Genomic DNA, 20,475 nt, shown 5'->3' with positions numbered 1-20,475 from the left:
CGACGATGATCCGCCGCGGACCGCGTCGTTCCCCCGCAGTCCCCACAATTCCACGGGCGCCCGCCGGGCGCCGACCGACCACACCACTTCGAATGGAGTTGCCTCGATGATGATGATGAACCGCCGCCTCTTCCTGGGCGGCACCGCCTCCGCAGCGGCCCTCGCCCTCCTCGCCTCCTGCGCCAAGAACAACGAGAACGCCACGACCGACGCCATCAGCTCCAAGGACCCCTCGGCGCTCAAGCAGGGCGGCGAGCTCAAGATGTCCCTGGGGGCCACCATCGCCAACTGGAATTACCTCAACGTCGACGGCAACACCGTCGACTGCCGCCACGTCATGTGGTTCGTCTTCCCCTACTTCATCGACTGGGCCGACGACGGCACCCCGAGCCCCAACCCGGACTTCCTGACGAAGTACGAGGCCGAGGAGGTGGGCGGCAAGACCGTCGCCACCGTCGCCCTCAATGAGAAGGCGGTGTGGGGGAACGGGCGCTCCATGGACTCCGAGGACATCAAGGAGTCCCTCATCCACGGCACCGACTCGGCCTACAAGTGGGCCTCGACCGACGGGCTCGACCAGGTCGAGAGCGTCGAGATCGTCGACAATCTCACCGCCAAGGTCACCTTCAAGGCGGCATTCCCCGACTGGACGAATGTCCTGTCGGGCTTCAGCCCCAAGGAGCTCATGAAGGACGCCGACACCTTCAACAACGCCATGGCGGGGGAGGCCAACTTCAACAACGACTTCTTCGCCGGCCCCTTCAAGATCGACTCCTACGACAACTCCCAGCAGCTCGTCACCCTGGTCCCGAATGACAAGTGGTGGGGCAAGGCGCCGAAGCTGGACAAGGTCACCTTCCGGGTCCTCGACTCCGCCGCGGAGGCCACCGCCTTCGCGAACAAGTCGCTCGATGTCATCGACTACATCATCTCCGCCGACGTCTACACCCAGTGCATCGGCCGCTCCGACGCCGAGGTGCGTCAGAACTACGGCCTCCAGTGGCGCCACTTCACCATCAACTGCTCCACCGGCGTCCTCGCCGACAAGTCGGTGCGCCAGGCCATTGTGCGCGCCTGCAACCGCGAGGCCATCGCCTCCTCCGCCCTGGCCGGACTGCCCGTCGACGCCTCCAAGCTGCTCCTGGGCAACCGCTTCTTCATGCCCAACCAGGAGGGCTACCAGGACAACAGCGGGGACTGGACCTACAACGTCGACGCCGCCAAGAAGCTCCTCGACGACGCTGGCTGGGCCCCGGGGAGCGACGGCATCCGCGTCAAGGACGGGCAGCGCCTCTCCTTCGGATTCACGCTGCCCTCCGGCACCCCCACCACGGAGAACGAGGCCAACCTCCTCCAGGCCCAGCTCAAGGAGGTCGGCATCGAGGTGAAGCTGGTCCCGGTCGACACCAACGGCTACTTCAAGGACTACATCAACACCGGCAACTACGAGATGACGTCCTTCACCTGGCAGGGCACCCAGTACCCGATGGCGAACATCGGCCAGATCTACGGCACCGGCGCGCTGCAGAACTACTCCCGCATCTCCGTGCCCGAGATCGACGAGTACATCCAGAAGATCGCCACGACGACCGACCGCGCCGAGCGCATCCGCCTGGCCAACGAGTGCGACAAGCTCATCTGGGAGAACGTCATGAACTTCCCGATCTACGAGCGCCAGGAGCTCACCGCCGTGCCGAAGGGCCTGGCGAACTTCGGCGCCATGGGGCTGGCCTCGTTCCACGGCGAGGACATCGGCTACCTCGCCGACTGAGCGCCCGCCGGACGGGCCCGCGCGGCCCGCACCCGCGCCCGGGGCCGGGGGTCGGGGCCATGAGGTCTCGGGCCCGTCCGTCCCGGCGATGTCGCCGGCATCCGCGCCCGGGGCCTCGCCCCGGGCGCGGGCCGTCCACTTCCCCCCGCCGGGCCCGACGGTGCAGGATGGGGGCGTGCCCACCATCATCATCCGCTCGCTTCCGGGGCGACTCGGCTTCGTCGTCGTCGCCGTCATGGCCGCCGTCGGCGTCGCCGCGGTCCTCGTCAGCGACGGGGCCCGCAACGGGCTGCGCGCCCTGGGCTGGGCCGGCCTGCTCGTCCTGGCCGCCTGGGCGCTGTGGTGGGCTCCGAGCGTGACCCTCTCCGATGAGGCCCTCACCGTGAGCAACGCCTGGCGCAGGCACACCCTCCGGTGGGAGGACGTCGTCGGGTGCCGAACCCGCTGGTCCCTGGAGATCCTCCTGGACGGCGGGGGCCGGGTGGTGGCGTCGGCCGCGCAGCGCCCCGGGGGGCTGGTCACCTCCTTCCGGCGGCGTCAGGAGATGCGGCGCAGGGAGATGCTCGGCGGGGCCGGCCGCGTCGGCGCCGTCGGGACGGCCCTGGAGCATCGGGGCGTGCGGGAGGAGTTCCTCGACCCCGGCGGAGCGACCTACCGCACCGGCCTCGACTCCGACTCCGCCGGGGACCTCCTCAAGGCCTACGCCGACCGGCGCGCGGCGCACCACGCGGTCCTGGAGCGGCTGGCGCACCGGCAGGAGCGCCTGAACCGCCGTCGGGAAGGCGAGCGGGGGGGAAGAGCGCCCGATCGCCGTCCGGACGGCGCGGCGGCGGGGACTGCGGGAGCGGCGCGAGCAGGGGGAGCGTCAGGAGCGCCGGGCGAGGCGCGGAGCGGGCCGCCGCCCGCCGCGGCCTCCGCCCCGCGCCTGCCCGCGCTCCTCGCCCTGGCCGCGGACCTGGCCCTCATCGCCGCCACGGCGCTGCTCTGACCGCCCGCAGACCGCGCGTGAGCGGCCGCACAGGGGTCGTGTCATCCCCGTCATGGCGCTGCGCCCGGGGCGCCCCTACCCTTGACCCGCTGTGCGCCCGGCGCCGCAGCGCCCGCCCACAGGTCCACGGCACCCTCGGGCGCGCCCTCCCGGACGGAAGAGAAGAAGAGCTCCATATGACCGTGCGCCAGGACCTGCGCAACGTCGCCATCGTCGCCCACGTCGACCACGGCAAGACCACCCTCGTCGACGCCATGCTCTGGGAGGCCGGGGCCTTCGGCGCCCGGGCCACGCGCGAGGCCACCGGCGAGCGCGTCATGGACACCGGCGAGCTGGAGCGCGAGAAGGGCATCACCATCCTCGCCAAGAACACGGCCGTCCACTACGCCGGACCCGCCGCCGCGGCCGCCGGGCACCCCGAGGGCATCACCATCAACGTCATCGACACCCCCGGCCACGCCGACTTCGGCGGGGAGGTCGAGCGCGGCCTGTCCATGGTCGACGGCGTCGTCCTGCTCGTCGACGCCTCCGAGGGGCCCCTGCCCCAGACCCGCTTCGTGCTGCGCAAGGCCCTGGCCGCGAGCCTGCCGGTCATCCTCGTGGTCAACAAGGTCGACCGCCCCGACTCGCGCATCGACGAGGTCGTCTCCGAGACCACCGACCTGCTCCTGTCGCTGGCCGCGGACCTGGCCGACGAGCACCCCGATATCGACCTGGACGCCGTTCTGGACGTGCCCGTCGTCTACGCCTCCGCCAAGGCCCGCCGGGCGGACACGACCGCGCCCGCCGACGGCGAACTGCCCGCCAACGGCGACCTCGAGCCCCTCTTCCGCACCATTATCGAGCGCATCCCCGGCCCGGCCTACGACGAGGACGCGCCGCTGCAGGCCCACGTGACCAACCTGGACGCCTCTCCCTTCCTGGGGCGCCTGGCCCTGCTGCGCATCCACAACGGCACCCTGCGCAAGGGCCAGACGGTGGCCTGGGCCCGCCACGACGGGAGCCTGGCCTCGGCCCGCGTCTCCGAGCTCCTGGTCACCGAGGGGCTGGAGCGCAAACCCGCCGAGGAGGCCCGCGCCGGGGACATCGTCGCCGTCGCCGGCATCGAGGACATCACCATCGGCGAGTCCCTCGTCGACCCCGACGACCCCCGGCCGCTGCCGCTGATCAAGGTCGACGACCCAGCCATCTCCATGACCATCGGCATCAACACCTCGCCCATGGCCGGACGCACCAAGGGGGCCAAGGTCACCGCCCGCCAGGTCAAGGACCGCCTGGACCGCGAGCTGGTGGGCAACGTGTCCCTGCGCGTGCTGCCCACCTCCCGCCCCGACGCCTGGGAGGTCCAGGGGCGCGGCGAGCTGGCGCTGGCGATCCTGGTCGAGCAGATGCGCCGCGAGGGCTTCGAGCTGACCGTGGGCAAGCCGCAGGTGGTCACCCGCACCATCGACGGCAAGCGCCACGAGCCCATCGAGCGCATGACCATCGACGTGCCCGAGGAGTACCTGGGCGCCGTCACCCAGCTCATGGCCGCCCGCAAGGGCCGCATGGAGACCATGACCAACCACGGCACGGGCTGGGTGCGCATGGAGTTCCTCATCCCGGCCCGCGGCACCATCGGCCTGCGCACCCAGTTCCTCACCGAGACGCGCGGCACCGGCATCGCCTCCTCCATCGCGGAGGGCTACGAGCCCTGGGCCGGCCGGATCGTCTCGCGCACCACCGGCTCGCTCGTGTCCGACCGCGCCGGGACCGTCACCGCCTACGCCCTCATCCGCCTGGAGGACCGCGGCACCTTCTTCGTCGAGCCCGGGCAGGAGACCTACGAGGGCCAGGTCGTGGGCGAGAACCCGCGCAACGAGGACATGGACGTCAACGTGGTGCGCGAGAAGCAGCAGACGAATATGCGCTCCTCCACGGCCGACGTCTTCGAGGGGCTCGTGCCGCCGCGCCGCCTCACCTTGGAGGAGGCCCTCGAGTTCGCCTCCGACGACGAGTGCGTCGAGGTCACCCCCGACGCCGTGCGCATCCGCAAGGTCATCCTCGACTCCCAGGAGCGCTTCAAGGACGCCGCCCGGCGTCGTCGGGCGCAGGCCTGACCCCCGTAGTTTTCCCCATACCCAGGTTCCCCCATACCCAGGAGCCGGTCTTCACGGAGAGGATCGCCGCATGAGTGGCACTGTTCCCCTGCTCGATTCCGACGACGCGCCCGAGGACCTCGGGTCGGTCGAGGAGTCGTCCGCCCCGTCGCAGGACGGGCCCGTCGTGGCGCCGTCCGAGGTCGAGTCGGCGCCGCCCGCCGGTCGGAGGCCGGAGGCGAAGGCGGAGGCCGATGAGGAGCCCGCCGCCGAGGGGCCGGAGCCGCCCGTCGAGGAACCCGCGGAGCCCGCCGGGCCGGAGCCCGTTGAGTCGGAGGAGTCCGTCGAGTCCGTGGTCGCCGAGAAGGCTGGGTCGGTTCCGGTGGAGGTGACGTCGGAACCGGAGTCCGAGGCGCCCGTGGAGGAGCCCGCCGAGTCCGTCGTCGAACCGGAGGCCGACGAGCCCGCCCAGCCCGCCGCCGTCGAAACGGGGACCGTCGCCGAGTCCGCTGAGACTGAGACTGAGGCCGCTCGGTCTGTCGAGCCGGAGGCCGACGAGAATACGGGTGCCGCGGAGGAGATTGCTGTCGGGGTCGAGGAGCCCGCCCAGGAGGAGCAGTCCGCAGAGACCGCGGAGCCGGTCGAATCGGAGGAGTCCGCTGATCCGGAGCCCGTTGAGTCGGAGTCCGCCGGGCCGGAGCCGGAGTCTGCTGAGAAGGCGGATGCCGTCGCCGAGACTGCGGAGCCGGAGGGGCCTGTCGAGGTCGTGGACTCCGTCCAGGGGGAGTCCGCCGAGGAGGCGGATGCCGTGGATAAGACTGCTGTCGGGGTCGAGGAGTCCGCCCAGGGGGAGCGGTCCGCAGAGCCTGCCGAGCCGGTTGAGTCGGAGACCGCCGAGTCGGAAGCCGCGGAGGAGGCCGCCGCCGGGTCGGGGCCTGCCGTTGAGGAGGTTCGGTCCGCTGAGCCCGCCATCGAGGGGCAGTCCGCGCAGGAGGCCGTTGATGAATCGACCCCGGCTCCGCCGTCCGCCGGCGCGCCGCCCACCGAGCGGGCATCGGAGGCGACCGCCGTCGGCGCGAGCGCGGCCCGCCCTCCGCTGCGGCCGAACTTCTCGCTCAGCGCGCCCACGCCCGCCACCGCCGACGAATCCGCGGCCGGCGACGAATCCGCGGCCGGCGCGCCGTCGAAGACGATTGAACACCACGCCGGCGCTGAGACGGCCGATATGCCGCTGCCTCCCAGCGTGCCGATCGCCGCGCGGACGCCCGAGAGGGACGACGCGTCCGAAGAGGCTGTCGGCACGATCGGCGCGACTGGCCGGGCTCCGGCTGGCAGCGAGGCGGAGGAGGCTGCCGACGACGAGTCCGGGGTCGCTGCTGCGTCCGAGGGCGCCGACGACGAGTCCGGGGTCGCTGCTGCGTCCGAGGCCGCCGACGACGAGTCCGGGGAGGCCCGGGACGAGCAGGTCGCCGCCGAACAGGCCCCGGCCGAGCAGAAGAAGTCCGAGGCCGTGGCGCCCGCCCGCCGCCGTCGGCTCCTCCTCGCCCTCGGCGCCGCCGCGCTGCTCGTCCTCGTCTGGGGCGCGGCCGCCTTCGCCACCACCCAGCACATCTTCGCCGGCTCCACCGTCTCCGGCGTCGCCGTCGGCAATATGAGCCCCGCGCAGGCGGAGAGCACGGTCGCCGGCGCCATCAACGCCCAGCTCGGCCAGCCGGTCACCCTCGTCGTCGGCAACGCCACCGACACGCTCGTGCCCGCCGAGTCCGGCGTGAGCGTGGACGCCCGGGCCAGCGTCGAGCGGCTCACGGGATTCACCCTCAACCCGCTCACCCTCATCGGGCGCCTGCGCGGCGCCGACGTGGACGCCGTCACCCGAGTCGACGCCCGCTCCCTGACCACGGCCCTCGACGCCCGCCTGGACGTCCTGGCCGTGGGCGCCTCCGATGCCGGCGTGACCCTCAATGGGACGACGCCCGTCCTCATCCCCGGGAGCATCGGCACCGGGCTCGACGTCGACTCGGCCGTCACCACCCTGAGCGAGAACTGGCCGCTCGGGCGGGAGACCATCGAGCTGCCCGACGGCGAGGCCAGGCCGGCCATCACCGATGAGGAGGCGCAGACCCTCATCGACAAGGTCCTCACCCCGCTGCTGTCCGGCGATTTCACCATCACGGTCGAGGGGACCGACGCCGCCGCCAGGGCCTGGCGGCCCACCGTCGTGCTGACTCCGGAGCAGCTCGCCGAGCTGGTCAGGATCGGCACGGCGGACGGCGACATCACCGCGTCTCTGGACCCCCAGGGGCTGCGCGAGACCGTACTCGCCGCTATGGGCCCGGAGATCGAGTCCCCGGTGCAGGACGCCACCTGGACCATCGAGGGCAGGGCCGACGCGAAACCCGTCTACGTCGAGGCGCACGGCGGCACCGTCGTCGACGCCGACGCCCTCGCCGCCAACGTCCTGACCGCCGCCACCCAGGACGGCGGGGCGGGGGAGCGCCGCATTGCGCTGCCCATGATCGACCAGGCCCCCGCGGTCACCACGCCCGCCGCCGACTGGGGCATGAACCAGGTCATCGGCGAGTACTCCACGCCCTACTACCCCGACGCCGCCCGCACCCAGAACCTCGTGGCCGGTACCGCCGCCATCAACGGAACCGTCGTCATGCCGGGCGGGGTCTTCTCGCTCACCGAGGCCCTCGGGCCGATCGACGAGGAGCACGGCTTCGCCTCCGCCGGAGTGGTCACCAACGGCCAGCACACCGACGCCATGGGCGGCGGCCTCTCGCAGGTCGCCACGACCGTCTTCAACGCGGGCTTCGAGGCCGGCATGGACGACGTCGAGCACACGCCGCACAACTACTGGTTCACCCGCTACCCGGCGGGCCGCGAGGCCACCCTGTGGACCGGCAACCTGGACGTCAAGTTCGGCAACTCCACGCCCACCGCCGTCATGGTCCAGGCCTGGGCGGTCGACGGCGAGGTGCACGTGCGCCTGTGGGGCACCCCGTACTACCAGGTGAGCATCGACAACGGCACTCCCCACAACTACCGCGCCTACCAGACCCAGCGCCAGAGCGGCGGGAACTGCGTCCCCTACGGGGGCGGCGCGCAGGGGTTCGACATCACCGTCACCCGCTCGCGGACCAAGCCGGACGGCCAGAAGCTGCCCGACGACGTCCTGAGCACCTCCTACGACTCGGACAATCCCGTCGTCTGCGGCTGAGCCGGGGGCCGCGCTTGCCGTCGGGCGGGCCCGCCCGGGAGGGCCCGGCTGAGTCGGCCGCGGGCGGGCCGCGCGGCGAATGCCGGCGGGGACCGGGCGCCGGGCGGCGGCATGGCGGGGCCGCGCGTATGCGGACGCCGGAACAGGCCCACGACCATGAAGGCGACGATGAGCGGCGGGGCCGCGCGTATGCGGACGCCGGGCTACCTCACCGACGCCGCCCTGCGCACCCTGGGAACGGGCCGCGCGTATGCGGACGCCGGTCGTGACGAAAAGACGCGCGCGTCCCGACCGGCGGACCGCGTGCCCAGGCCCACGTTGGCGCCGTCTTGGGCGGCGGGCGCCGGCGGACGATACTGGGGCCGTGCATGCGGCCGCGCCTGCGGCTTGACCGGCGAGGAGAGGAGATGCGCATGACCTACGTCATCGCCCAGCCCTGTGTCGACGTCAAGGACCGTGCGTGCGTGGACGAGTGTCCGGTGGACTGCATCTACGAGGGCGAACGCAGCCTGTACATCAACGCCGATGAGTGCGTGGACTGCGGCGCCTGCGAGCCGGTGTGCCCCACGGAGGCGATCTTCTACGAGGACGACGTCCCCGACGAGTGGGCCGACTACACCCGCGCCAATATCGACTTCTTCGACCTCAAGGGCCTGGGGTCGCCGGGCGGCGCCCAGGCGGTCGGCCCGCAGCCCTATGACGACCCCATGGTCGCCGCGCTGCCGCCCCAGAACGAGGAGTGGAAGGAAGCCAACGGCTACGAGTGAGGGCCGCCCTCCTCTCCCGTCCCGCTCCTCTTCGCCGAAACCGGCGGAAAACGCACGTGAAACCGGCGGAGAAGACATTCGATTCGATGCATCGGGTGATCGGTCGTCGCGCTTCTTCGCCCTCGCCGCGCCCATCCACCCTCTGCTACGCCTCTTTCTGTCTGCTACGCCTCTTCATCCTCCGCTGTACGGGAAAAGGGGGCGTAGTAGAGGGCGAAGGGGCGTAGCAGACGAATTCTGGGTCGGCGGCGTCACGACATGCGAGACGCCGTCCCATTATGCGGGACAATCGGCGGGGCGGGGCGCTAGGCGGGAGTCCGCGGGAATTGCCGCCGCACTAGGAGACGCACCTAGAGACGCACCCTGGTCCTGGCGCACCGCCCCGGAGGCCCCACCGTCCTCATCCGGGCTCGCCGTCGCAGGGGATGCTAGTGCGGTGATGCTGGTGGGACTCCTGGGGCGACTCGGGGCGGGAATTTGTCCAAATCTGTTGCAAAGGCGCTCCGGGCCGGGATCGGCCGTGAGAAGAAGCGCGTAATATCAACGTTTCTCTTCCGGCGTTTCGGTGCGATCTGGGCCTTTGCAACAGATTTGGACAACTTGCGCCCCCGCGGACCCCTCGGGTAGGGCCGTCGCTCGCCGGATGGCGACCACGACGGGTGCCCCGACGCGCGAGCACGTCACTTAACCCGCGAGAACGTCTGCTAGAGGTACGTGCTCGCGGGTTAAGTGACGTGCTCGGAGGTTACCCGGCGATCTCGCGGGCCGGGTCGGGAAGAACAGGGACGGTTGGGCGGTCGTGGGAATCGTGAAAAGGTGTGGGGAACGGGGCTCTGTGCCGGACGGCGGGGGAGGGAGGGGACCAGACGGCGGGAGTGGGGCCGCTGGGCGATATGGGGTTGCCGGGCGGCGGGGGGAAGAAGGAAGGCCGGGCGGCGGGAGTGGGGCCGCTGGGAAATATGGGGCCGCCGGGCGATACGGGGTTGCTGGGAAATATGGGGGCGTCGAGGGGATGGGGGAGGAGCGGCGAGGGCCGGGCGGTGGGAGGATCGGACCATGACCGCCTCGATCCTGCCCCGACCGCTCGCGCTGCCCGACTTCCCCTGGGACTCCCTGCGCCCCTACCGGGCCCGCGCCGCGCAGCACCCCGACGGCGTCGTCGACCTCGCCGTCGGCGCCCCCGTCGACCCGACGCCCGCCGTGGCCCGCGACGCCCTCGCCGCCGCCTCCGACGCCCCCGGCTACCCGGCCGCCGTCGGCACCCACACCCTGCGCGCCGCCATTATCGACTGGATGAGGCGGCGCCGCGGCGTGAGCGGCCTGGGCGAGGACGCCGTCATCCCCACCATCGGCTCCAAGGAGTCCGTCGCCCTCCTGCCCCTCCAGCTCGGGGTGCGCCCGGGCGACCTCGTCCTCCACCCGCGCGCCGCCTACCCCACCTACGACGTCGGCGCCCGCATCGCCGGCGCCACCCCCGTCCCCGTCGACACCGACGCCGACCCCGCCACCTGGGAGCTGCCCGACGACGCCCCCGTCGCCCTCGTGTGGCTCAACAGCCCCGGCAACCCCGACGGCCACGTCCTGAGCACCTCCCAGCTCGCCCGCATCGTGGCCTGGGCGCGCCGTCGCGGCGCCGTCGTCGCCTCCGACGAGTGCTACGCCGAGCTCGCCTGGGCCGAGCCCTGGGCCGCCGACGGCGTCCCCAGCCTCCTGGACGCGCGCGCGAGCGGCACCGGCCCCGACGGCGCCCCCGACCCGACCGGGCTCCTGGCCCTGTACTCCCTGTCCAAGCAGTCCAACCTCGCCGGCTACCGGGCCGCCCTCCTCGCCGGCGACCCGGCCCTCGTCGGCGCCGTCACCGAGATCCGCAAGCACTCCGGGCTCCTCGTGCCGGCCCCCGTCCAGGCCGTCATGGTGTCCGTGCTGGCCGACGACGAGCACGTCGCCGCCCAGAGGGAGGCCTACCGGGCCCGCCGCGAGGCGCTGCTGGCGGCCACGGCCGAGGCCGGGCTGGCGAACGACCCCGCCTCCGCGGCCGGCCTCTACCTGTGGCTGAGCGGCCCGGAGGACATGAGCGCCCTCGACCTGGTGGGCGCCTTCGCCGAGCTCGGCATCGTCGTCGCCCCCGGGGACTTCTACGGCGGGGCCGGGGCCGGGCGCGTGCGCATGAGTCTGACCGGCACCGACGAGCGGGTGGCCGCCGCCTGCAGCAGGCTGCGGGCCACCGACCTGTTCCGCCGCTGACCGGCGGCGATGGCGCTCAGGGCCCGTTGAACGACGTCGTACACGAAGTAATTGCGAAGTTGTTGAAACAACTCGTCAAGAACTCTTCGGCGCCGCCCGGGCCGCCCGGGCACTGCGGACCGGGATCTTCCGGCGGAACGACGCCGATGCGCCGGTCGTACCGGGTTCTTCCCCGGTTGTTGGACGGTTCTTCGGGAAGCGGGGGACTCCGCCGGCCCGGGAAGGGCATGTGGCCGCGAGCGCGGCCGGGCGGGAAGCGGCGGCCCCGACCCGGCCGCAGGGGTATGGTCCGTTCAGGCCCTCGTCCCGACCGCCGCCGCGCCGACGCGAATCCCCCGCCGTGGTCGACGGCGGGTCCCCGCCGCGCTCGCCGATCGCGCCCGGCGCGGGAGCGGGCGCGCCGACGACCATTGACAACAGCGAGGAGGCCGCTGCCCCATGAGCACCGCCCTGAATGACCTGACCCCCGTGTTCCCCGAGGGCTTCCTGTGGGGAGGGGCGCTGGCGGCCAGCCAGTGCGAGGGCGCCTGGGACAGCGGGGGCAAGGGCCCGTCCGTCGCCGACGTGACCCGCTACAAGGCCGACGTCGACCCCAGGGACTACCGGGCCGGTCACGCCATCACCATGGCGGAGGTCCGGCGGGCCCTGAAGTGGACCGACTTCAAGGGCCCTTACGGCAAGCGCCGCGGCAACGACTTCTACCACCACTACCTCGAGGACCTCGACCTCATGGCGGAGATGGGCTTCAAGGTCCTGCGCGTGTCCATCCAATGGAGCCGCCTGTTCCCCACCGGCGAGGAGAAGGCGCCCAACCCGGCGGGCGTGGGCTTCTACCACCGGCTCTTCGGCGCCATGCGCGAGCGCGGCATCGAGCCGATGGTGACGCTGCACCACTACGAGCAGCCGCTGGCCACCGTCTTCAACCGCCGCGGGTGGTACGACCGGGCGATGATCGACCTGTTCATGCGCTTCGCCGAGGTCTGCTTCCGCCAGTACGGCGGGAAGGTCGGGTACTGGCTCACCTTCACCGAGATCGACTCCGTCTTCCGCCACCCCTTCACCTCGGCGGGCCTGCTGGCCGAGCAGTTCGAGGGTCGCGACATGGAGGAGGCGTGCTTCCAGGCCCTGCACCACCAGCTGGTCGCCGCCGCCCGGGCGGCCGCGCTCCTGCGCGACCTCGTACCGACGGCGCAGATGGGCTGCATGCTCACCAAGACCCTCTACTACCCCCTCACGGCCCACCCGCACGACCAGCTGCTGGCCCAGCGCGCCAACAGGGAGAACGAGATAGCCTCCGACGTCCAGGTCCTGGGCGAGTACCCGCAGTGGGTCACGCGGATGTGGCGGCGCCGGGGCCTGCGCGTGAAGGTCACCGAGGCCGACCGGGACGACCTGGCGTCCGGCGCCGTCGACTTCCTGTCCTTCAGCTACTACATGTCGCTGGTCACCACCCGTGACGAGGCGGATAGGCAGCGGGTGAGCGGCAACCTGTCCGAGGGGGTCAAGAACCCCTACCTGCGGGCCAACGAGTGGGGCTGGCAGATCGACCCCGAGGGGCTGCGCCTGGCGCTCATCGCCATGTACGACAAGTACCGCCTGCCCCTGTTCGTCGTCGAGAACGGCATCGGCTTCTACGAGTCCATGGAGGGGGAGGGGCCCATCGCCGACGACGATCGCATCGAGTACTTCCGCCGTCACATCGCCGAGGTCGGCAGGGCGATCGACGACGGCGTCGAGGTCATGGGGTACCTGCCCTGGGGCTGCGTCGACCTGGTGTCGATGTCGACGTGCCAGATGTCCAGGCGCAGCGGCTTCGTCTACGTCGACGCCGACGACGAGGGCAACGGCACCTACGACCGCCACAGGAAGAAGTCCTTCGACTGGTACCGGCGGGTCATCGCCACCAACGGCTTCGACCTGGGGGAGGCGTGAGCCCCGGGATGAAACGCCCGCAGGCTTCTCGACGCCTACGAGCGGGCGCGCGCGGGCCGGACCGAGGTTCACGAGCTCGATCGGGGGGACTGAGTGCGGGGCCCTCGCCGCCCGTGTCCGGGCGGTAACGTCCCGGGCCGTAGAGTGGCCGGTGGAAAGGGCCCGGGCCCGGCGGGCCGCCCGCCCGCCGCGGGCGGCGAGGGCCCGACGTCGACCCGCAAGGAGGCACCATGACCGACGCGAGCACCCGGCCCGCCCCCCAGTCCCCGTCCGACGGCGACGGCCAGGGGCGGCTCACGATCGAGGGCACCGCGCTCGAGCTGCCCCGCGTCCTGGCCACCGAGGGCTCCGACGGGCTCGGGATCGCCAGGCTCCTGAGGGACACCGGCCTGGTCACCATCGACCCCGGCTTCACCAACACCGCCTCGTGCACCTCGGACATCACCTACATCGACGGCGGGGCCGGGATCCTGCGCTACCGCGGCTACCCCATCGACGAGCTGGCCAAGTCCTCCACCTTCCTGGAGGTCGCCTACCTGCTCATCAACGGCGAGCTGCCCGACGCCGCCACCTTCGAGCGCTTCGAGCGGCGCATCGCCCGCCACCGCCTCCTGCACGAGGACTTCCGCTCCTTCTTCACCTCCTTCCCCTCCTCGGGCCATCCCATGGCCATCCTCCAGGCGGGCATCTCCGGCCTGGCCACCTACTACGAGGACACCCTCAACCCGCACGACCCCTACGAGCGCGAGCTCGCCACGGTCCTGCTGCTGAGCAAGATGCCCACCATGGTGTCCTACATCGCCCGGCGCGCCATCGGCCTGCCGCTGCTCTACCCCGACCCCAAGCGCGGCTACGTCGACGACTTCCTCCACATGACCTTCGGCATGCCCTACCAGTCCTACGAGATCGACCCGGCCGTGGTGCGGGCCCTGGACATGCTCCTCATCCTGCACGCCGACCACGAGCAGAACTGCTCCACCTCCACCGTGCGCCTGGTGGGCTCGGCCGACGCCAATATGTACGCCTCCGTCGCCGCCGGCATCGGCGCCCTGTCCGGGCCGCTGCACGGCGGGGCCAATGAGGCGGTGCTGCGCATGCTCGACGCGATCCAGACCGAGGGCATGACGACGGCGGAGTTCGTCCGCAGGGTCAAGAACAAGGAGGGCGGGGTGCGCCTCATGGGCTTCGGGCACCGCGTCTACAAGAACTACGACCCGCGCGCCGCCCTGGTCAAGGAGGCCGCGCACAACGTCCTGTCCCGTCTGGGCAGCGCCGAGGGCGACCGCAAGCTCGAGATCGCCATGGAGCTGGAGGAGGTCGCCCTGAGCGACGAGTACTTCGTCTCGCGCAGCCTCTACCCGAACGTCGACTTCTACACGGGCCTGATCTACCAGGCCATGGGCTTCCCCACCAAGATGTTCACGCCGCTGTTCGCCCTGGGGCGCCTGCCCGGCTGGATCGCCCAGTACCGGGAGATGATCGCCGACCCGGCCAAGCGCATCGGCCGCCCGCGCCAGGTCTACACCGGCCCGATCGAGAGGCACTACATCGCCATGCACCGCCGCGAGCGCGCCGCCGCCGAGTACCCCGGCGTCCGCGCCGGCGAGGCCAGCCTGGACCACGTCACCCGGGTCTGACTTCCCGGCGCCGCCCGGGCCGCGAGCACGTCACTTAACCCGCGAGCACGTACCCCCGGCAGACGTGCTCGCGGGTTAAGTGACGATCTCGCGAATCCGACCGGGGCGGGCCGGGACGGGGCGGTCAAGTCTCTTGGTGTGGTGTTCTTCGGTCAGGGCGAGTCTCTTGGCGTGGTGGCAATTCCCACGGGATCCTCGGCGTCGAGGGGCGTCCCTGACGCCGAGACGTGCACTTCGCACTCGAAAGTGCAGCTCCAACCGTCATTCTCGAGTGCAGAATGCACATCTCGGCGAGGAAGGGGCCGGCGTCGCGGTCCTCGCGGACCGCGGCGCCGGCCCCGCCCCGGAGCGTCTCCGGCGACCCGGTGGGAAATGCTCAGTGAGATGTCACTGCCGGTTCGGACAACGGGAGAACTCCCGTCGGGAAGCGCCGCACGCCTGTGATGCATGGAGGTGCTGTCTGGCGAGGCTGCTAACCTGTCGGGGCGGGGCGTCAGGGCGCGGGGCGCGCCGCACACCTGTCGGTGCCATTGAGACGGCGCCGGGGACCGGGAAGGAAGGAGATGCCTCATGAGCACTCGCACGCAGATATGGATCATGGGCACCACGGCCATCGTCACCGGCGTCCAGGCGGCGATCTGGCTGACCCGCGTCCCGCCGCTGTGGCCCGTCATCGTCCTGGGCGCCCTGACGGTCCTCAACACCGCCGGAGTCGTCGCCGCCGTCGTCAACGATCATCGCGACCGGCGGCGACGGTCGGAAAGCGCCGCGAATCTGTAGGCGCGTCGAGCCTCTCCCGCCGGGGATGGCGCCGGGTCTTTCGCGAGCGCCCCGGCCCCGGGCCCCGATCAAGATCACTCGCGGTGGGCGCGCCCTCTCGGGTTAGGCTCCCCTCATGAGCGAGAAGCCGCCCTCTGACGTCCCTCTGCCCTACGCCGACAGGCCGGTCGCCACGGCCCCCGGCCACTGGGTCCTCGCCCGCGCAGGCAAGCGCGTGCTGCGACCCGGTGGCGCGGCGCTGACCGCCGCCATGCTCGACCACGCCCGTCTGCCCGGGGCCGACGTCGTCGAGCTCGCCCCCGGGCTCGGGCGCACCGCCGCCGAGATCGTCGCCGCCCGCCCCGCCTCCTACACCGCCATCGACCGCGACCCGCAGGCCGCGGCCAGGGTGGCCGCCGTCGTCGGGGATCGCGGCGTCGTCCGCCAGGGGGAGGCCGCCGACACCGGGCTGGACGACGCGTGCGCCGACGTCGTCGTCGGCGAGGCCATGCTCACCATGCAGGGGGACAAGTCCAAGGCGGCGATCGTCGCCGAGGCCGCCCGCGTGCTGCGGCCCGGCGGGCGTTACGCGATCCACGAGCTCGGCGTGGCCCCCGACGACATCGACGAGGAGTACTACACGCAGCTGCGCCGCGACCTCGCCCGCGCCATTCACGTCAACGCCCGTCCCATGACCGCCGCCGCGTGGCGCGGGCTGCTCGAGGACGCCGGGCTGGTCGTCGACTGGGTGGACACCGCCCCCATGGCGCTGCTCAAGATGAGCCGCAACCTGCGCGACGAGGGGCCGGGCGGCGCCGCGAGGATCATGTGGAACGTCATGCGGGACAAGGCGCTGCGCGCCCGCGTTATGGAGATGCGGCGCACCTTCACCCGCTACGAGAAGGACATGGTGGGCATCGCCCTGGTCGCCCACAAGCCCGAAGCCGCGCCCGAGGAGGCCGGGGCTGAGGGGTCCTCGCCCGAGGCCTGATCCGCGGCCGTACCCGCGTCCACGTCGTCCGACGCCCCCGGGCCCCGGGTGCGTCGGGGGCACGGCCCAAGCCCGAGGTCGAGCGCGCCCGCCACCGCCCGCCGCGCCGTCGCCCCGGACGCCGAAACGTGCACTTTGCACTCGAGCGGGCAGTTCTGACCGTCATTCTCGAGTGCAAAGTGCACGTCTCGGCGGCAAAGTGCACGTCTCGGCGAGGAAGGCGAGGGCGCGGCGAGCGAGAAGGGGACCGGCCCCGCCGCGCCGATTCAGTCGTCGCGGGTCGGCCCGCGCAGGCCGGCGCGCAGCACCTCCCGGTTGAGTCGTGCGATCGCCTCGATCGGGATCCCCGCCGGGCACGCCGGCACGCACTCGCCGTACACCGAGCACGGCCCGAAGAACTCGTCCAGGGCCCGCGTCATCGCCCGGGCCCGCCGCCCCCGCTCGTGGCGCCCGGCCGGCATGAGCGACAGGTGCGCCAGCTTCGCCCCCGCGAACAGCGCCGCCGCCCCGTTCGGGCAGGCCGCCACGCAGGCCCCGCAGCCGATGCAGGCGGCGAAGTCCAGCGCCCGCTCGGCCTGCAGGTGCCCCTGGGCGACGTCGTCGGCGTCCAGGGCGGTCCCCGCCGCCACGTCCACGGTCCCTCCGGCGCGGATGAGCTCGTCCAGGGCCGTGCGGTCCACCGCCAGGTCCCGGATGACCGGGAAGGCCGCCGACCTCCACGGCTCCAGCCGGAAGCGCGTCACCCCGGGGAAGGCCCGCAGGTGCTGGCGGCAGGCCGGGGTCGTGTCCAGCGGCCCGTGCGGCACCCCGTTGACCAGGAAGCCGCAGGCCCCGCACACGCCCTCCCGGCAGTCCGACTCGAAGACCACCGGCTCGCCGCCGGACTCGATGATCTGGTCGTTGAGGCGGTCGAGCAGCTCGAGCAGACTCATCTGCGGCTCGGCGTCCTCCACCACGTGGCTCTCGAAGAAGCCCTGCGCCCGCGGCCCGTCCTGCCGCCAGATCTCCAGCTCGACCCTCATCGGTAGTCCCTCACCTGCATCGGCACCATCGAGAACCCCAGCGGCTCGGATCGGCGCGTGTGCGCGCCGTCGGGCGCCGTCTGCCAGGCCGACACGGAGCACCAGAGCGCGTCGTTCCTCTTGGCCTCGCCGGCTGGCGTGGCGTACTCCTCGCGGAAGTGGGCGCCGGCGGATTCGCGCCGGTCCAGGGCGTCGAGGATCATGACCTCCGCCAGCTCCAGGAAGTCGGCGACCCGCAGCGCCTTCTCCAGCTCCTGGTTGAGGCGCTCCCGACCTCCGACCACCTTGACGTCGGCCCAGAACTCCTCGCGCAGCGCGCGCACCTCCTCCAGGGCGCGCCTCAGCCCGGCCTCGGAGCGGCTCACCCCGCAGCCGGCGTAGAGGACCTCGCCCAGGCGGCGGTGGAACCACACGGGGCGGCGGGTCCCGCCCACGCCCGCCAGCGCCTCGATGCGCTCGCGGGTGTCGGCCACGGCCGCCAGCGCCTGCGGGGCGTCGGGGCTCAGGGGCCTGCTGCCCACGAGTCCGGCCAGGTAGTTGGGCACCGCCAGCGGCAGCACGAACCAGCCGTCGACGCTGGCGCTCAGCAGCGAGTTCGCCCCCAGGCGGTTGGCGCCGTGGTAGTTGTTGGAGGCCTCCCCGCCCACGAACAGCCCCGGGATGGTGGACATCTGGTCGAAGTCCACCCACAGCCCTCCCATGGTGAAGTGGGCGCCCGGGGCGATGCGCATGGGCACCTCGTAGGGGTCCTCGCCGGTGGCGTCCAGGTACATCTCGAACAGGTTGCCGTAGCGCGAGGCGATGGTGGGCTTGCCCAGCCGCTCCAGGGCGTCGCGGAAGTCGAGGTAGACGGAGTTGTGCAGCGGCCCGACGCCGCGGCCGGATTCGATCTGCTCGCGGGCGTTGCGCGAGGCGACGTCGCGCGGGGTGAGGTTGCCGAAGGCCGGGTACTTGCGCTCCAGGTAGTAGTCGCGCTCGTCCTCGGGGATGTCGTTGGGCGGGCGGTCGTCCCCGGGGCGCACGGGCACCCAGATGCGCCCGTCGTTGCGCAGGGACTCGCTCATGAGCGTGGTCTTGGACTGCCAGTGGGAGCTCACCGGCAGGGCCGTGGGGTGGAACTGGACCATGCAGGCGGAGGCGAAGGCCGCCCCGCGCCGGTGGGCGCGCCAGGTGGCGGTGGCGTTGGAGGCCATGGCCAGGGTCGAGTAGTGGTAGACGCTGCCGTAGCCGCCGGTGGCCAGTACGACGGCGTGGGCGGTGTGGGCGCTGATCTCGCCGGTGAGCAGGTCCCGGGCGACGATGCCCTGGGCGCGCGAGTCGGCCACGATGAGGTCGAGCATCTCGGTGCGGGTGTGCATGTGGACGCTGCCGGCGGCGATCTGCTCCTGGAGGGCCTGGGCGCAGGCGATCTCCAGCTGCTGGCCGGTCTGCCCGCGCGTGTAGTAGGTGCGCGAGACCTGCACCCCGCCGAAGGAGCGGGTGGCGAGCTGGCCGCCGTACTCGCGGGCGAAGGGCGCCCCGATGGCCTCCATGTGGTCGATGACCCGCCCGGACTCCAGGCCCAGGCGCACGACGTCGGCCTCCCGCCCCCGGTAGTCCCCGCCCTTGACGGTGTCCTTGACGAACCTGGCCAGGGAGTCGCCGTCGACCTTGCGGGCCCGGGCGGCGTTGATGCCGCCCTGCGCGGCCACCGAGTGGGCGCGGCGCGGGGCGTCGTGCAGGCTGAAGCACTCCACCCGGTAGCCCAGGCGCCCCAGGGTCGCGGCCGCCCCGGAGCCGGCCAGGCCCGCGCCCACGACGATGACGGTCAGCTTGCGGCGGTTGGCGGGGTTGACCAGGCGGTACTCGTCGCGCCGGCGCCCCCAGGCCTGCTCGGGCGGGCAGTCGGGCAGGCGCGCGTCCAGGTCGGGTCCGACGTCGTACAGGCCGCCGACGGCGGGCGGCGCGCTCGCGCTCATCCGATCACCCCCGTGCAGATGAGTACGGGCAGCAGGCCGTTGACGACGGCGATGGCCAGGGCCACGGCGATGGCCAGGGCGCGGCACAGCTTGCGCAGTCTCGGGCCGGTGCCGCCCAGGTCGATGACCACGTTCCACAGGCCCTGCGCCAGGTGGAGGGACAGCGCCAGCATGATCAGGCTGTAGAAGACCGCCATGCCGGGGCGCGACAGGCTCGCCAGGAGGTTGTGGTAGGCGCTGACCTGCAGCTCGCCGTTCGACGTCGTGGGCGCGACGAAGCTCTCGGGCGCGACGAGGCGGCCGATGGTCAGGTCGAGGAGGTGGACCAGGACGAAGACGCCGATGAGGGCGCCGGTGAGGATCATGGAGCGGGCGCCGATGGTGCGGGCGGGCAGGGAGCGGCGCCGGAAGGACCCGCGCGCGCCCCTTCCGCGCCGCCACAGCATGATCCCCGCGGACACGTGCAGCACGATGCACGCGCCCAGCGCCAGGCGCATGATCCACAGGAGGCCCTCGTGCGGCAGGAGCGGGTAGGCGACCCGACGCAGCCAGGCGGCGTAGCCGTTGAAGGCCTCCGGGCCCATGAGAACCTTGAGGTTGCCGATCATGTGGACCACGACGAACATGGCCATGATCGTGCCCGTGACCGCCATGGTCGCCTTGAGGACGCGGTAGGAGGCCCACACGGGGGTGCGGCGCCTGCGCCGAGGGGGCGGCGCGTCCCCGGCGGGGGGCGGCGAATCCCCGGCGGGGCGGGTGGTCTCGGGGGCCCGGGGGGCGGTGGACGTCGTCGTCATCGGGCCTCCTCTCAACGGTGAAGAACGGCCCGTCACCATGGTAACGAACATCACGATGACGACACGGGGTGTGAACGTTTTGTTTCACAGTGTGAGCCCGGTCGTCTCACATCCGCCTCCCGTGGAACGTGGTGTACCCGCTCGGCACCGCCTGGGCGGCCGACGACGTCCGCTCCTCGCCCGCGGGGCGCGGTGGAGTGCTCGGTGTTTCTCGGACCGTGGTTTTTGGTGGTCTCAGGCTGCGTGTTTGCGGCTTCTCAGCTCGTGTTCGACCTCGTTGGGGGTGCGGTAGCCGAGCGTTGAGTGGA

At 72.1% G+C, this 20,475-nt stretch carries 13 protein-coding genes; 10 read left to right on the top strand and 3 right to left on the bottom strand.

The genetic code is table 11. The features are described 5' to 3' along the window. The first annotated feature begins 106 nt into the window (after nucleotides 1–106). The 10 genes from G446_RS0103665 to G446_RS15705 all read left to right on the top strand — a co-directional run bounded on the left by G446_RS0103665 (nucleotide 107) and on the right by G446_RS15705 (nucleotide 16,390). Nucleotides 107–1,771 (top strand): ABC transporter family substrate-binding protein, encoded by a 1,665-nt coding sequence (locus tag G446_RS0103665; protein WP_245574572.1) that lies wholly within the window; start codon nucleotides 107–109, stop codon nucleotides 1,769–1,771. Between the two features lie 175 nt (nucleotides 1,772–1,946). Then, complete coding sequence (locus G446_RS15720) at nucleotides 1,947–2,759, top strand: PH domain-containing protein (protein WP_051285618.1); 813 nt, start codon at nucleotides 1,947–1,949, stop codon at nucleotides 2,757–2,759. A 176-nt stretch (nucleotides 2,760–2,935) separates the two neighbouring features. Beyond that, nucleotides 2,936–4,858, top strand: coding sequence for a translational GTPase TypA (typA, locus tag G446_RS0103650; RefSeq protein ID WP_026409127.1), 1,923 nt, complete (start codon nucleotides 2,936–2,938; stop codon nucleotides 4,856–4,858). 70 nt (nucleotides 4,859–4,928) lie between these two features. Then, a complete protein-coding gene (locus G446_RS19765) occupies nucleotides 4,929–8,060 on the top strand; it encodes a VanW family protein (protein WP_051285617.1) in 3,132 nt (1,043 codons plus the stop codon). A 413-nt stretch (nucleotides 8,061–8,473) separates the two neighbouring features. Further along, entirely contained in the window at nucleotides 8,474–8,827 is a 354-nt protein-coding gene (fdxA, locus tag G446_RS0103640) for a ferredoxin (protein WP_026409126.1), read from the top strand. A 1,056-nt stretch (nucleotides 8,828–9,883) separates the two neighbouring features. Next, nucleotides 9,884–11,071, top strand: a complete 1,188-nt coding sequence (gene dapC / locus G446_RS0103635) for a succinyldiaminopimelate transaminase (RefSeq protein ID WP_026409125.1) — start codon at nucleotides 9,884–9,886, stop codon at nucleotides 11,069–11,071. A gap of 438 nt (nucleotides 11,072–11,509) precedes the next feature. After that, complete coding sequence (locus G446_RS0103630) at nucleotides 11,510–13,003, top strand: glycoside hydrolase family 1 protein (protein WP_034468961.1); 1,494 nt, start codon at nucleotides 11,510–11,512, stop codon at nucleotides 13,001–13,003. Nucleotides 13,004–13,233: 230 nt separating this feature from the next. Then, a complete protein-coding gene (locus G446_RS15710) occupies nucleotides 13,234–14,640 on the top strand; it encodes a citrate synthase (protein ID WP_084778948.1) in 1,407 nt (468 codons plus the stop codon). Nucleotides 14,641–15,210: 570 nt separating this feature from the next. Continuing rightward, nucleotides 15,211–15,420, top strand: coding sequence for a hypothetical protein (locus G446_RS0103620; protein WP_026409123.1), 210 nt, complete (start codon nucleotides 15,211–15,213; stop codon nucleotides 15,418–15,420). A 115-nt stretch (nucleotides 15,421–15,535) separates the two neighbouring features. Further along, nucleotides 15,536–16,390, top strand: coding sequence for a class I SAM-dependent methyltransferase (locus tag G446_RS15705; RefSeq protein ID WP_051285616.1), 855 nt, complete (start codon nucleotides 15,536–15,538; stop codon nucleotides 16,388–16,390). Nucleotides 16,391–16,656: 266 nt separating this feature from the next. Here the strand turns inward: G446_RS15705 and G446_RS0103610 are convergent, their stop codons facing one another. The 3 genes from G446_RS0103610 to G446_RS0103600 are packed head-to-tail and all read right to left on the bottom strand — an operon-like array spanning nucleotide 16,657 to nucleotide 20,167. Then, nucleotides 16,657–17,412: a succinate dehydrogenase/fumarate reductase iron-sulfur subunit gene (locus G446_RS0103610; protein ID WP_026409122.1), complete on the bottom strand. Its 756-nt coding sequence runs from the start codon at nucleotides 17,410–17,412 to the stop codon at nucleotides 16,657–16,659. Next, nucleotides 17,409–19,370 carry a fumarate reductase/succinate dehydrogenase flavoprotein subunit gene (locus tag G446_RS0103605; RefSeq protein ID WP_026409121.1) on the bottom strand — a complete coding sequence of 654 codons (1,962 nt, stop codon included), beginning with the start codon at nucleotides 19,368–19,370 and terminating at the stop codon, nucleotides 17,409–17,411. The genes G446_RS0103610 and G446_RS0103605 overlap by 4 nt, the downstream gene beginning before the upstream one ends. Then, nucleotides 19,367–20,167, bottom strand: coding sequence for a succinate dehydrogenase cytochrome b subunit (locus G446_RS0103600; RefSeq protein WP_084778947.1), 801 nt, complete (start codon nucleotides 20,165–20,167; stop codon nucleotides 19,367–19,369). The genes G446_RS0103605 and G446_RS0103600 overlap by 4 nt, the downstream gene beginning before the upstream one ends. Nucleotides 20,168–20,475: the final 308 nt, after the last annotated feature.

Source organism: Actinomyces dentalis DSM 19115, from assembly GCF_000429225.1.
GTDB lineage: Bacteria > Actinomycetota > Actinomycetes > Actinomycetales > Actinomycetaceae > Actinomyces > Actinomyces dentalis.
This window is presented reverse-complemented; position numbering and strand designations above follow the sequence as displayed.

Excerpts from the sequence above, each read along its gene's own strand:
- dapC (WP_026409125.1), top strand. The coding sequence starts at position 9,884 with ATGACCGCCTCGATCCTGCCCCGACCGCTCGCGCTGCCCGACTTCCCC.
- G446_RS0103600 (WP_084778947.1), bottom strand. The coding sequence starts at position 20,167 with ATGACGACGACGTCCACCGCCCCCCGGGCCCCCGAGACCACCCGCCCC.
- G446_RS0103630 (WP_034468961.1), top strand. The coding sequence starts at position 11,510 with ATGAGCACCGCCCTGAATGACCTGACCCCCGTGTTCCCCGAGGGCTTC.
- G446_RS0103665 (WP_245574572.1), top strand. The coding sequence starts at position 107 with ATGATGATGATGAACCGCCGCCTCTTCCTGGGCGGCACCGCCTCCGCA.
- typA (WP_026409127.1), top strand. The coding sequence starts at position 2,936 with ATGACCGTGCGCCAGGACCTGCGCAACGTCGCCATCGTCGCCCACGTC.
- fdxA (WP_026409126.1), top strand. The coding sequence starts at position 8,474 with ATGACCTACGTCATCGCCCAGCCCTGTGTCGACGTCAAGGACCGTGCG.
- G446_RS0103605 (WP_026409121.1), bottom strand. The coding sequence starts at position 19,370 with ATGAGCGCGAGCGCGCCGCCCGCCGTCGGCGGCCTGTACGACGTCGGA.
- G446_RS0103610 (WP_026409122.1), bottom strand. The coding sequence starts at position 17,412 with ATGAGGGTCGAGCTGGAGATCTGGCGGCAGGACGGGCCGCGGGCGCAG.
- G446_RS19765 (WP_051285617.1), top strand. The coding sequence starts at position 4,929 with ATGAGTGGCACTGTTCCCCTGCTCGATTCCGACGACGCGCCCGAGGAC.
- G446_RS15705 (WP_051285616.1), top strand. The coding sequence starts at position 15,536 with ATGAGCGAGAAGCCGCCCTCTGACGTCCCTCTGCCCTACGCCGACAGG.
- G446_RS15710 (WP_084778948.1), top strand. The coding sequence starts at position 13,234 with ATGACCGACGCGAGCACCCGGCCCGCCCCCCAGTCCCCGTCCGACGGC.
- G446_RS0103620 (WP_026409123.1), top strand. The coding sequence starts at position 15,211 with ATGAGCACTCGCACGCAGATATGGATCATGGGCACCACGGCCATCGTC.